Source organism: Candidatus Omnitrophota bacterium, from assembly GCA_028716165.1.
Lineage (GTDB): Bacteria > Omnitrophota > Gorgyraeia > JABMRG01 > JABMRG01 > JAQUQI01.
In genome coordinates, this window is sequence record JAQUQI010000002.1 from 1 (window position 1) to 12,881 (window position 12,881).

General features: G+C 46.7%; 8 protein-coding genes, 2 tRNA genes and 3 rRNA genes. All 13 read left to right on the plus strand.

Annotation, left to right across the window (positions count from 1 at the left end; all coding sequences use genetic code 11):
* Positions 1–634 (plus strand): 16S ribosomal RNA (locus PHV77_01445); the annotation flags it as partial.
* Between the two features lie 285 nt (positions 635–919).
* Positions 920–995 (plus strand) — tRNA-Ile (locus PHV77_01450).
* Between the two features lie 60 nt (positions 996–1,055).
* A tRNA-Ala gene (locus PHV77_01455) sits at positions 1,056–1,131 on the plus strand.
* Between the two features lie 255 nt (positions 1,132–1,386).
* A 23S ribosomal RNA gene (locus PHV77_01460) occupies positions 1,387–4,356 on the plus strand.
* 165 nt (positions 4,357–4,521) lie between these two features.
* Positions 4,522–4,638: ribosomal RNA gene (gene rrf / locus PHV77_01465) — 5S ribosomal RNA — on the plus strand.
* A 160-nt stretch (positions 4,639–4,798) separates the two neighbouring features.
* On the plus strand, positions 4,799–6,853 hold the full coding sequence (gene fusA / locus PHV77_01470) for an elongation factor G (GenBank protein ID MDD5503963.1): 2,055 nt from the start codon (positions 4,799–4,801) through the stop codon (positions 6,851–6,853).
* Between the two features lie 95 nt (positions 6,854–6,948).
* Complete coding sequence (locus tag PHV77_01475) at positions 6,949–7,689, plus strand: YebC/PmpR family DNA-binding transcriptional regulator (protein MDD5503964.1); 741 nt, start codon at positions 6,949–6,951, stop codon at positions 7,687–7,689.
* A 4-nt stretch (positions 7,690–7,693) separates the two neighbouring features.
* Entirely contained in the window at positions 7,694–8,296 is a 603-nt protein-coding gene (ruvC, locus tag PHV77_01480) for a crossover junction endodeoxyribonuclease RuvC (protein ID MDD5503965.1), read from the plus strand.
* Positions 8,293–8,916: a helix-hairpin-helix domain-containing protein gene (locus PHV77_01485; protein ID MDD5503966.1), complete on the plus strand. Its 624-nt coding sequence runs from the start codon at positions 8,293–8,295 to the stop codon at positions 8,914–8,916. Before ruvC ends, PHV77_01485 begins: the two co-directional genes overlap by 4 nt.
* Positions 8,916–9,968 carry a Holliday junction branch migration DNA helicase RuvB gene (gene ruvB, locus PHV77_01490; GenBank protein MDD5503967.1) on the plus strand — a complete coding sequence of 351 codons (1,053 nt, stop codon included), beginning with the start codon at positions 8,916–8,918 and terminating at the stop codon, positions 9,966–9,968. The genes PHV77_01485 and ruvB overlap by 1 nt, the downstream gene beginning before the upstream one ends.
* Before the next feature lie 31 nt (positions 9,969–9,999).
* On the plus strand, positions 10,000–10,542 hold the full coding sequence (locus tag PHV77_01495) for an epoxyqueuosine reductase QueH (protein ID MDD5503968.1): 543 nt from the start codon (positions 10,000–10,002) through the stop codon (positions 10,540–10,542).
* 217 nt (positions 10,543–10,759) lie between these two features.
* Positions 10,760–11,824, plus strand: a complete 1,065-nt coding sequence (locus PHV77_01500) for a SpoIID/LytB domain-containing protein (protein MDD5503969.1) — start codon at positions 10,760–10,762, stop codon at positions 11,822–11,824.
* A 1-nt stretch (position 11,825) separates the two neighbouring features.
* The gene (gene queA, locus PHV77_01505; GenBank protein MDD5503970.1) at positions 11,826–12,878 is read left to right on the plus strand and encodes a tRNA preQ1(34) S-adenosylmethionine ribosyltransferase-isomerase QueA; all 1,053 of its coding nucleotides are present in this window, start codon (positions 11,826–11,828) and stop codon (positions 12,876–12,878) included.
* Positions 12,879–12,881 lie beyond the last annotated feature (3 nt).

A 12,881-nucleotide genomic window follows, 5' to 3' on the forward strand; every position in this document is an offset into this window, starting at 1 on the left:
GAAACTCAAAGGAATTGACGGGGACCCGCACAAGCGGTGGAGCATGTGGTTTAATAGGACGCTACGCCTGGAACCTTACCAGGGCTTGACATGTATTTGACAGCCCTATGAAAGTAGGGCCTTCCCTTAAAGACAGATACACAGGTGTTGCATGGCTGTCGTCAGCTCGTGCCGTGAGGTGTTGGGTTAAGTCCCGCAACGAGCGCAACCCCTGCTCTTAGTTGCCCATTTTGGGATCTCTAAGAGGACCGCCGTTGATAAAACGGAGGAAGGTGGGGATGACGTCAAGTCAGTACGGCCCTTACGCCCTGGGCGACACACGTGCTACAATCCCTGCTACAAAGCGTTGCCAAACCGCGAGGTGGAGCTAATCGCAAAAAAGCAGGGCCAGTTCAGATTGGAGGCTGCAATTCGCCTCCATGAAGCCGGAATCGCTAGTAAGCGCGTATCAGCCACGATGCGCTGAATACGTTCCCGGGTCTTGTACACACCGCCCGTCAAGCCACCTGAGTCGATTGCACCCAAAACCGCTGACCTAACCGCAAGGGAGGAGGCGTCTAAGGTGTGGTTGGTAAGGGGGACTAAGTCGTAACAAGGCAGCCGTACCGGAAGGTGTGGCTGGATCACCTCCTTTCTAAGGAGTATTTTTATACGACGGCCTTTGGCCGCCGTATAAAACAACAGGTGGTTTCTTTCGCTGGTTTTTGGCATCCTTTTTCATCAGCTCTTTTACAGTATTGGCTCGGGATTTCAATGAATTTAGTGACCTGATTTCTCCAGAGGGCCTGCAGTTTTACTTAAACTGCCCCGAAAAAAAGTAACGCGAATCAGTAATAGATTCCCCTCAAATGCTAAACGCATACAATGGGTCGTATTTCTTGAAAAAGTTCCGGGGTTAAGTTTATTTCAAACATATTGTGGGCCTATAGCTCAGTTGGTAGAGCACCGTGCTGATAACGCGGTGGTCACTGGTTCAATTCCAGTTGGGCCCACCATTTAGTCCGTATAAAAACTGTGTATCATAATTAACGGCTATGTTTAACTGTAAACTAAATGGGGATGTAGCTCAGCTGGGAGAGCACCTGCTTTGCAAGCAGGGGGTCAGGGGTTCAATCCCCCTCATCTCCACCATCTTGCATTAATTTTTATTAAGCAGTTCTTAGGACTGGGTTTTAACAGGCAGAAACTGCATTATGAAAAGACCGGCCATGCGTTATTAATATGAGAACTATCCTATGGTAAAGCGGTAATATGGACGCTTTATTAATATAATAGATTTGTTCTTTGACAACTTGTATAGTCGAAAACTACAATTTCAAACGAGAACCGTAATTCTATGCCCATTGGCTCGTAAGAGCAGATGGGTATATTGTTTATCGAGTTTTTGGTCAAGCTACAAAGAGCTTATGGTGAATGGCTTGGCGTCAATAGGCGATGAAGGACGTGGTAAGCAGCGATATGCTTCGGGGAGGCGCAAACAGCCCTTGATCCGGAGATTTCCCAATGGGTGAACCCACCTTGAGTAATATCAGGGTATCTTAAACTAAATAAAATAGGTTTAAGAAGCGATACCAGGGGAATTGAAACATCTTAGTACCCTGAGGAAAAGAAAAAGACATTGATTCCTTAAGTAGCGGCGAGCGAACGAGGAACAGCCTAAACCTTTGGCACATGTGCCAGAGGGGTTGCGGGACTGTAATGTGGTACGGTTATGGATAACTGAATGGGCTGGAAAGCCCAACCAAAGAGAGTGATAGTCTTGTAAGTGAAATCCTTTAACCGGCCTAACAGTATCCCAAGTACTACGGGACACGTGAAACCCCGTAGGAATCAGGCCTGACCACAGGCCAAGGCTAAATACTAATTGATGACCGATAGTGCACAAGTAATGTGAATGAAAGCTGAAAAGTACCCCGTTGAGGGGAGTGAAATAGTACCTGAAACCATGAGCTTACAAGCTGTGGAAGGCCTATGATCCTCATAGAGGATAATGGCTGACCGCGTGCCTATTGAATAATGATCCGGCGAGTTGCTTAGTGTAGCAAGGTTAATCTCTTTGCAGAGAGGAGCCGCAGCGAAAGCGAGTCTTAAAAGGGCGACAAGTTATACTAAGCTGACCCGAAACCGAGTGATCTATCCATGGCCAGGGTGAAGCATGGGTAAAACCATGTGGAGGCCCGAACGCACTGTCGTTGAAAAGGCAGGTGATGAGCTGTGGATCGGAGTGAAAGGCTAATCAAACTCGGAAATAGCTGGTTCTCCCCGAAATGTCTTTAGGGACAGCCTTATGTAATAGTTGATAGGGGTAGAGCACTAAATGGGCTAGGGGACTTACCCGTCTGCCGAACCCAATTAAACTCCGAATACTATCAACCGTATCATAGGAGTGAGACTGTGAGGGATAAGCTTCATAGTCAAGAGGGATTCAGCCCAGACTGCCAGTTAAGGCCCCTAAGATCAGGCTAAGTGGTAAAGGATGTGAGGTTACTTAGACAACCGGGATGTTGGCTTAGAGGCAGCCATCATTTAAAGATTGCGTAACAGCTCACCGGTCAACGTGATCTCGCGCCGATAATAATCGGGGCTTAAGCCTGACGCCGAAACTGCAGATTTATACTGCCTTCGGGTAGTATATTTGGTAGGGGAGCGTTCTATGTTAGAGTGAAGGAGTACCGTAAGGAGCTCTGGACGAAATAGAAGTGATTATGCCGGAATGAGTAGCGAAAAGATACGCGAGAAACGTATCCGCCGTAAGTCTAAGGTTTCCTGGGGAAGGTTAATCCACCCAGGGTTAGTCGTGCCTAAGCCGAGGCCGAAAGGCGTAGGTGATGGACAATCTGTTAATATTCAGATACCACCTGTTATGCGTTATCAATTATAGCATGACGCAGTAGGTTAGATCTACCCAGCGTTGGATGTCTGGGGATAAGCCTGTAGTTCCAGGCGCGAGTCTGGGATGAGGGGTTATGTGGAGCCCAATCCACGGAGCGGGCGAACTGATTCACACCACACTGCCAAGAAAATCTGCTGTAATGAGTATGACGGGTGCACGTACCGCAACCCGACACAGGTAGACGAGGAGAAAATCCTAAGGCGCTCGAGAGAACCCTCGTTAAGGAACTCGGCAAATTGGCCCCGTAACTTCGGAAGAAGGGGTGCCTTAAACCCTGAAGACGCACAGTCGGAGGGGATTAGGGTGACACTAAAGAGGCCCAGGCGACTGTTTAGCAAAAACACATGTCTCTGCTAAGTCGTAAGACGATGTATAGGGACTGACACCTGCCCGGTGCCGGAAGGTTAAGTGGCGCGGTTATTCCCGCAAGGGAAGAAGCTGCAATCTGAAGCCCCGGTAAACGGCGGCCGTAACTATAACGGTCCTAAGGTAGCGAAATTCCTTGTCAGGTAAGTTCTGACCCGCACGAATGGTGTAACGGTCTGGGCGCTGTCTCAACGAGGGGCTCGGCGAAATTGTAGCGACGGTGAAGATGCCGTCTACCCGCGACTAGACGAAAAGACCCCGGAACCTTTACTGTACCTTGGTATTGAATTTTGATCCGACATGTGTAGGATAGGTGGGAGGCAGTGAAGCCTTGGCGTTAGCCGAGGTGGAGCCAACCTTGAAATACCACCCTTGTTTTATTAGAATTCTAACTCATTGCCTTGAATCAGGCGTGGGGACAATGCCAGGCGGGCAGTTTGACTGGGGCGGTTTCCTCATAAAAGGTAACTGAGGAGCACAAAGGTTCTTTCAGCACGTATGGCAATCGTGCATTGAGTGTAAAGACATAAAAGAGCTTAACTGCGAGACCTACAAGTCGAGCAGATGCGAAAGCAGGTCTTAGTGATCCGGTGGTTGCAAGTGGAAGCGCCATCGCTCAACGAATAATAGGTACTCTGGGGATAACAGGCTTATCGGGCCCAAGAGTTCACATCGACGGCCCGGTTTGGCACCTCGATGTCGGCTCATCACATCCTGGGGGTGGAGAAGCTCCCAAGGGTCCGGCTGTTCGCCGGTTAAAGTGGTACGCGAGCTGGGTTCAGAACGTCGTGAGACAGTTCGGTCTCTATCTGTCGTGGGCGTAGGATATTTGAGGAGAGCAGTCCGTAGTACGAGAGGACCCGGATTGACGAACCTCTAGTGTTCCAGTTATGCCGCCAGGCGTATAAGCTGGGTAGCTATGTTCGGAAAGGATAAGAGCTGAAAGCATCTAAGCACTAAGCCTCCTCCAAGAATTGATATCCCGTACCGTATGGTACCTGAAGAGACCTTGTAGACTACAAGGTTGATAGGCTCCGTGTGTAAGTTCCGTAAGGGATTAAGCTAAGGAGTACTAATATCTCGTGAGGCTTGACCATTATATTGTTACAGGTATATGCCCAGCATTGCCTGTAGCTGGTCTTATAAATTCATTAATGTAGTTTTTTGACTATACAAGTTGTCAATAATTTTTGCCGGGGATTTAATTGTCCCTGGAAATGATTGATTGTTTGTCTTTAAAAAATAAGACAAACTCTAATTTTGCCAGTGGCCATAGAGGAGGGGAAACACCCGTTCCCATTCCGAATACGGCAGTTAAGCCCTTCATCGCTAATGGTACTGCATTCGCCAGATTGTGGGAGAGTAAGCAGCTGCTGGCTTAATATTCAAAACGGCAGGGAGTCTATTCCCTGCCGTTTTTTTGTTTTGTCTTTTTCTCGCCGATATTTTTATTGAACTTGACTCTTAATCAGCCCTTATATATAATGATATTCAAGTTAATACTATAATTAATACTATAGATGAAGGGAGGTTTGGCCCATGGTTGACTTGAAAAATAAAAGGACACTTATATTTTTAGGCCATTCAGGTTCAGGCAAGACATCGTGTATTGACAGCATGCTTTTCAAGGCAGGTATTAATTCGCGTCATGGCAGTGTTGATCAGGGGACCAGCATGTGCGATTATAATAACGATGAGATACAGCGTAAGACCACTATGCGGTCAAAAGTTTTTTTTATCCAGCGCGGCACAGGGCTTTCTTATATTATTGATACCCCTGGTTACGCGGATTTTTCAGGCTCTCTTTTAACTTCCTTAAGAGTGGTTGATTCAGGGGTTTGTGTTGTCTGCGCTGTAAACGGTGTTGAAACCGGTACCGAAAGATGCTGGGATATGCTCAAGGAAAAGAACCTGCCCCGCGTATTGTTTATAAATAAATTGGACAAAGAAAATTCGGATTTTGACAAAGCGCTATCTTCAATACGCGAGGCATTTGGTAATGCTTGCATTGCTTTGCAGTTTCCTGTAGGTAAAGAGGCCTCTTTTAGCAGGGTTATATCGCTTTTTGACAAGGCGGAGATTGAAAAATTGCAAGGCCCTGAAAAGGAATCAGCCATGAAATACCGCGAAAGCTTGTTTGAATCTGTTGCCGAGACTGATGACATGCTCCTTGAAAAATACATTTCCGGAGAAATGCCCACCGACGATGAGATACGGCAGGCGCTTAAAAAGGCTGTATGCCAGGGCAAACTGTTTCCCGTGCTTTGCGGATGCGCATTAAAGGATATAGGCATACCCGAGTTGATAGACTGTATTGAAGACCTGTTACCCAGCCCCCTGGATGCCGGGCCTGTATTTGCCGGCCAGGAAACTATGCCAGAAGCTGTTAAAGTAGTTCCTGATGCGCAGGGTGATTTTTCCGCTTTTGTATTCAGGTCGTTGATAGACCCTTTTATAGGCCAGCTTACCGTATTCCGGGTTTTTTCCGGGACATTGAAAAGCGATACGTCATTTTATAATGTTACCAAGTCCGTGAAAGAAAGGATTGGCCAGATTTTTATGCTCCAGGGCAAAGAACAAAAGGTTGTTTCAGAGGTTTCTTGCGGGGACATAGCGGCTGTAGCCAAATTAAAAGAAACAGGCCTTGGCGATACAATAGCCTCGGAGGGAGTAAAATTTAAGTTTGAGCCTGTCATACTGCCCGAGCCTGCCATATCCTTGTCTGTAAAACCGGTATCCAGGCATGACGAGGAAAAGATAATGACGGCCCTTTCTAAATTAAACAGCGAAGACCCCACGTTCAAGTTTTCCAGAGACCAGCAGACGAAAGAGCTGATTGTTTCAGGCCTTGGCGACATGCACCTGACGGCCATGGTTGGAAAACTTAAAAATGATTTTAAGGTTGACGTGGAACTTGGCGTGCCCAAGGTCGCGTATAAAGAGACCGTAAAGAAAAAGGTGCAGATCCAAGGCAAATACAAGAAGCAGTCCGGGGGCCGTGGACAATATGGAGACGTATGGCTTGAGATAGAGCCTCTTCCCAGAGGCGGAAATTTTGAATTTTTAAATAAAGTAGTAGGGGGCGTGGTCCCAAGGCAATATATACCGGCAGTTGAAAAAGGCGTTATTCAGGCCATGGAAGAGGGCGCGATAGCAGGGTACCCGCTTGTTGACATAAGGGTTACGATTTATGATGGTTCTTATCACAGCGTTGATTCTTCTGAAATGGCGTTCAAGATAGCCGGAAGTATGGCGCTGAAAAAGGGTGTCCATGAGGCTAACCCGGTTTTGTTGGAGCCGATTATGAATGTGTCAATAACGGCGCCCGGAGATGCCATGGGCTCGGTTACGGGCGATATTAATTCAAAGCGCGGCAGGATAATAGGCGTGGAGGCCAAAGGGCATAACGAAATAGTTATGGCGAAAATACCCTTGTCGGAGATGCTGAAATACGCGACAGAATTACGCTCTTTAACGGCAGGCAGAGGTTCTTATCATATGGAATTTTCGCATTATGATGAAACTCCGGCAAAGATAGCCCAGGGTATTATCGCTAAATATCAACAGGCAAAGCAGAACGAGAAAGAGGAATGAGGCTCTTTTTAGTTTTTGTCTTTATAAGGGCCCTTTGCCGCCTAAAAGAGCGCGGAAATATGTCCGCGATAACAAAGCAAAAGGAGATATAAAGTATGTCAGGACACAACAAGTGGGCAAGTATAAAACATAAAAAAGCCGCGACAGACGCCAAAAGGGGCAAGGCATTTTCCAGGATCTCTAAAGAACTGACTGTAGCGGCGAAATCGGGCGGCGGCGACCCATCCGCTAATCCGCGGTTGCGTGTGGCAATAGGCAAGGCGAAGGCTGTTAATATGCCCGCGGATAATATTGACAGGGCCATTAAAAAAGGCACGGGCGAACTTCCGGGCGTGGTGTATGAAGAGATAGCATACGAAGGCTATGGCCCGTCGGGAGTGGCTATTATCGTAGAAGCCCTGACAGACAATAAGAACAGGACAGGCGCCGAGATTAGGAATATATTTTCCAAAAAAGGCGGCAATATGGCCGGACAAGGCAGTGTGAGCTGGATGTTCAGCAAAAAAGGGTTTATAATGGTAAAGGTATCTGATGCCGATGAAAATACCCTTATGTCTATTGTTCTCAATGCCGGCGCCGATGATATGAAAACAGAAGAAGATATGCATGAGGTCACGACCCCGCCTGCTGATTTAGAAAAAGTAAAAGAGGCGATAGAAAAATCCAATATAAAAATAGAATCTGCCGAATTGACTATGATACCGTCAAGCACTATAAGGCTTGAAGGCCCTGCTGCCAAACAGGTTTTGTCTCTTGTGGAACTGCTTGAGGACAATGACGACGTTCAAAATGTTTACGCTAATTTTGATATACCCGACGATCTTTTAGAAGGGTGACAATATGAAGGTATTAGGCATTGACCCGGGCCTGGATAAGACAGGCTATGGGTTGATAGAGAATAATAACGGAAATATTTCCGTTATTGAGGCAGGCATTATCAGGACCCTCTATAAAGACGGCCTTCCGGCCAGGCTTGAGGCCATATATCTTCAAATACAGGACATAGCCCGCAACTATCATCCGGATATATGTGTCGTGGAACAGCTCTATTCTCATTATAAGCATCGCATGACGGCTGTATTAATGGGCCATGCCAGAGGGATTATATTATGCTGCTGCCGTCAGAATGGTATTGCCATAAAAGAATACCCTGCCAAGACCCCGAAACGCGTCATTACGGGAAACGGAAACGCGTCAAAACTTCAGGTCCAGCGCGTTGTAAATAAACTGCTTAATATTAAAGATGCGGCGCGCCCTTTTGATGTAAGCGACGCATTGGCCCTTTGTCTGACGTATGTGCATCATCTCCAAGCCTGTAATCCCGTGTCTATGCCTTTTTTACGCGCTGAAAGCAGAGGTAATCCGAACCGCATGCCGGATTTGGCAATACCTGCCGAAGCATGTTTACTTAAACAAACCGGACGGAGTTTTATCAGGACATGATATCAGCTATAAAAGGAAAACTCGCGCGAAAAGACCAGGGTAGTATCTTGGTTGACGCAGGGGCCCTTACCTATGAAGTGCTTGTGCCGCTTACTGTTGCCCAGGAGTTAAAGGACGTGCCTATCGGCGGCGAAGTGCATCTCGTGACATTCCATTATTATATGGGTGAGCCCTCAAAGAGTTACCCTGTTCTTATAGGTTTTATGAATGATATAGAAAGAGAGTTTTTTGAAAAGTTTATTACTGTATCAGGCGTCGGGCCCAAAGCCGCTGTCAGGGCTATCAATAAGCCGATATCCGAGATAGCCAAGGCTATTGACAGGTCGGATTTGGCATATCTGAAGTCTCTGCCGGGTATCGGCGAGCAAAGGGCAAAGGAGATTATAGCCAAACTTCAGAACAAGATAGGTAAATTTGCTCTTATCAAAGACGTCTCCGGCGCGGGAGAAGGCATTTGCACAAAACAGGATATAACCGCCGAGGCGGTGCAGGTATTGATGCAATTACAGTATAAAAGGCATCAGGCACAAGAGATGGTGGAGCAGGCGGTTAAGAGAAATCCCAAAGCATCTACGAGCGAAGAGATTTTAAACGAAGTTTACAGGCAGAGAGGGCAGTGATGTCTGAAGGTATTGAGGAAAAGGATTTTCAAGTCCGGCAGAAGCTGATCGTCCCCGGCGACACGGAAGAAGACAGAGTATTGAATATGTCGCTTCGGCCGGAGATGATCAGGGATTTTATAGGCCAGAAGGACATTATTGATAATCTGCTAATAACAATAGAAGCCGCCAGGCGGCGCAATGAACCCGCCGAACATATATTGTTTTCCGGCCCGCCGGGCCTGGGCAAGACCACACTGGCCCATATAGTAGCGCATGAGATGGGTGTAAAAATAACCGCGACATCGGGCCCCGCGATAGAAAGGGCGGGAGATTTCATAGGGATACTGACAAACCTCGGTTCCGGAGACATACTTTTTATTGACGAGATACACAGGCTTTCTAAAATAGTTGAGGAGTTTTTGTATCCTGCCATGGAAAATTTTCAGATAGATTTTGTTATTGATAAAGGCCCATACGCGAAAACCATAAAATTCAATCTGAAGCCTTTTACTATTATCGGCGCTACCACGCGTTCGGGGCTTCTTACCGCGCCTCTGCGCGGCAGATTCGGAGTTTTTCATCACCTGGAATTTTACACGCCGGAAGACCTGTTGAAGATTGTCCAAAGGTCGGCGGGCATATTGAATGTAGATATTGAACCGTCCGCGGCGCTTGAAATAGCAAGGCGTTCACGCGGGACACCCCGCGTTGCCAATAGGCTCCTTCGCAGGGTAAGAGATTATGCCCAGGTAAAGGAAGACGGCGGTATAAAAGAGTCAACGGTTGAGAAGGCATTAACGGCGCAGGGCATTGATTCAGAAGGCCTTGACAATGTAGACCGCAAGGTCTTGCGGGTTATAATAGACCATTTCAAGGGAGGCCCTGTTGGTATTGAATCACTGGCAGCCACCCTTAACGAAGAGCCCGATACTATCGTTGATGTTGTAGAGCCTTTTCTGCTAAAGGCGGGTTTTTTAAAACGCACGCCAAGAGGCAGGCAGGCAACCGAAGCCGCTTACAGGCATTTAAATTTGAAACAGGCCTCGGGAGAAAGCAAAGGCCTTTTTTGACCTTTATTACCGCTTAAGCCCGGAGGCTTACATGAAAATATTATTGCATATCTGCTGCGCGCCTTGCGCGGTTTATAGCGTGATGAAGTTAAAAGAAAAATACGGCCAGGTGAAATGCTTCTTCTATAACCCCAACATACACCCCGTGTCCGAGTACCATATGAGAAGGTCATCATGCCTTGATCTGGCGCGCCATATGGGCATTGATATAGTTTTTCATAAGGATTATATGTTTGAGGATTTTTTTAGAAAAACCGCCTTGCATGAAAAAGACTCAAGGTGCGGTCTCTGCTGGTCATTGCGTATTGGAGAGACTGCCGAATACGCCGCGAAAAATGCCTTTGACGGTTTTACCAGCACGCTTTTTATAAGCCCGTATCAGGATCATGAGATGATGAAGCAGATTGCCGAAGACGCGCAGAAGCGGTATTCTGTTCCGTTTATCTATGAGGATTTCAGGCCCGGTTTCCGTAAATCCCACAGCATGTCGCGGGATATGGGCCTGTATCATCAAAAATATTGCGGCTGTATTTACAGTGAAAGGGAACGGTTTATGAAAACATGTTCCCGATAGCCGCTAAGCCGTTTCCGGCAATTTGTTTGCCGATAGGCGCTTTATCGGTATCAATGTCCGGACTTTCCGGTAATAAATCCCAAAAAAAAGAAATCATAAGCCTTTAAGCCCGGCGCATTAAAACCAATAAATGAATATAAAAACTAAACAAATATGTTTCTTGTTAATATTATGCCTTATGGCGCCGTTAAACGCCTTAAGCGCCGGATTATATCGTATGCCTGATAGGATATCGGTCTGTGTGCTTAACGATGTTGACAGAATAGAGTTATCTGTAAGGGGCGGTTATAAGATCATGGAAATCTCCAGCGGAAAGATAATTGACAAGGCAGGCACATTTTTCAATAAAATTATAACGCCCGTTGCCGGCGGTATAAAATTCGGCGATAGAATTTTCAGCGCCAAGGCAATATGCCTTGTGCCTCAAAAACAACCCGCTATTTATCTGAACAGGCGTCTTTATAAAGGGAATCTTAAGATAATAAGGGCAGATGCCCGCCGGCTTATGGCGATAAACGAGGTTGGCCTGGAGGATTATATTAAAGGTGTTTTATATCATGAAGTATCGCATCGCTGGCCCATGGAGGCTATTAAGGCCCAGGCGGTTGTTTCAAGAACATACGCGTTGTATCAGATAGAGGAGAACCGACACAGGCACTATCACCTGCATTCTGATATAAGTTCGCAGGTGTATAACGGTGTTTATGCCCAGCGCTATAGGACAAATAAGGCTGTTGATGAAACAAAAGGCATGGTTTTGATGTGGAAGAATAGGCCTTTGGCCGCATTTTTTCATGCCACATGCGGCGGGCATACCGAAAAGGCATCCAGGCTGTGGCAAATGGACGAAGCTCCACTGGCAGGGGTTGAGTGCGGGTATTGTAAAAACTCTCCGTATTATTCATGGCTTTATGAAACGGATATTCAGGCGTTTGAAGAGATTTTGAAAGCCAAAGGATACAAGGTAAACGGCATAAGGCGCGTGTCAACCGCGGGAAAAGACAATAACGGCAGGGTGGGCAGTATTGTAATTGAGGCAAACGATATTACTACAACTGTTACGGCAAAAGACTTGCGAAGCTTAATAGGCCCGGCGCTTATTAAGAGCACGAATTTTAATATTTTTATTGACGGGGACAAACTGCGCGTAAAAGGAAAAGGCTGGGGGCATGGAGTCGGTATGTGCCAGTGGGGCGCTTTTTCCATGGCAAAAAAGAAGAAGCCTTTTCGCGATATATTGTCTTATTATTATCCCGGCGCTAAAATAGAGGCCCTTGAATAGCGTGAGACTTTCAGATTTTGAGTATAATCTGCCGCCAGGCCTGATAGCGCAATACCCGTGCCAAAAACGCGATGAATCCAGATTACTGCTGCTGCATAAAGACACAGGCGCTATTGAACATCTGTTATTCAGGGACATCGTTCGTTTTTTTAAGAAGGGAGACATCCTCGCTCTTAACGATACCAAGGTCTACAAAGCGCGCGTTATAGGCAGGCGCCGGGGACATACCGGAAAGATAGAGTTTCTTGTGGCAGGCAGGCTGGAAGGCGGTTTATATAATGTGCTGGCAAGGCCGTCAAGGAAACTTTCTAAGGGAACGAGGATTGTTTTTGATAAAACAGATATCAGCGCCGAAGTGATTGGAAGAAGCGCAGGTTATATACAAATGCGTTTTGAGCCGGAAGAGGGTATTTATAGCGCGCTTGATAAAATAGGCAGTATGCCGCTTCCGCCTTATATAAAAAGAAACGCCGAATTAATTGATGAGTCCAGATACCAGACTGTGTACGCCAAAAAACCCGGAGCCATAGCGGCCCCTACGGCAGGGCTTCATTTCACTAATGAGCTTATAGATTGCATCAGGCAGTCCGGAGTAAACATAGCGTATCTTACTCTTCACGTAGGTTACGGCACATTCAGGCCGGTTACCGAGGAAGATATAACGAGGCATCATATGCACCATGAATATTACGAAATAAGCGAAGAGACTGCCCGTATGATAAATAATGCCAAGGTCTGCCGCGGCAGAGTGATAGCCGCAGGAACAACTGCCTGCCGGGCTTTGGAATCGGCATGTGCCGGGCGGAAAGCCGGACAAAGCGCTTCGGGATTTTCTTTGCCGGCAAGCAGTGGCTCTACGGACATTTTTATATACCCGGGGTATGGATTTAAAGCTATTGATATGCTTTTGACCAATTTTCACCTGCCCAGGACAACGCTTCTAATGCTTGTATGCGCTTTTGCCGGCAGGGAAATGATTATGAAGGCGTATAATGAGGCAATAAAGCTTGGATATCGTTTTTTTAGTTATGGCGATGCCATGCTTATTGTGTGATAT

Coding starts and splice junctions, on each gene's coding strand:
- PHV77_01485 (MDD5503966.1), top strand. CDS start 8,293: ATGATATCAGCTATAAAAGGAAAACTCGCGCGAAAAGACCAGGGTAGT.
- ruvB (MDD5503967.1), top strand. CDS start 8,916: ATGTCTGAAGGTATTGAGGAAAAGGATTTTCAAGTCCGGCAGAAGCTG.
- PHV77_01500 (MDD5503969.1), top strand. CDS start 10,760: ATGCCTGATAGGATATCGGTCTGTGTGCTTAACGATGTTGACAGAATA.
- PHV77_01475 (MDD5503964.1), top strand. CDS start 6,949: ATGTCAGGACACAACAAGTGGGCAAGTATAAAACATAAAAAAGCCGCG.
- ruvC (MDD5503965.1), top strand. CDS start 7,694: ATGAAGGTATTAGGCATTGACCCGGGCCTGGATAAGACAGGCTATGGG.
- fusA (MDD5503963.1), top strand. CDS start 4,799: ATGGTTGACTTGAAAAATAAAAGGACACTTATATTTTTAGGCCATTCA.
- PHV77_01495 (MDD5503968.1), top strand. CDS start 10,000: ATGAAAATATTATTGCATATCTGCTGCGCGCCTTGCGCGGTTTATAGC.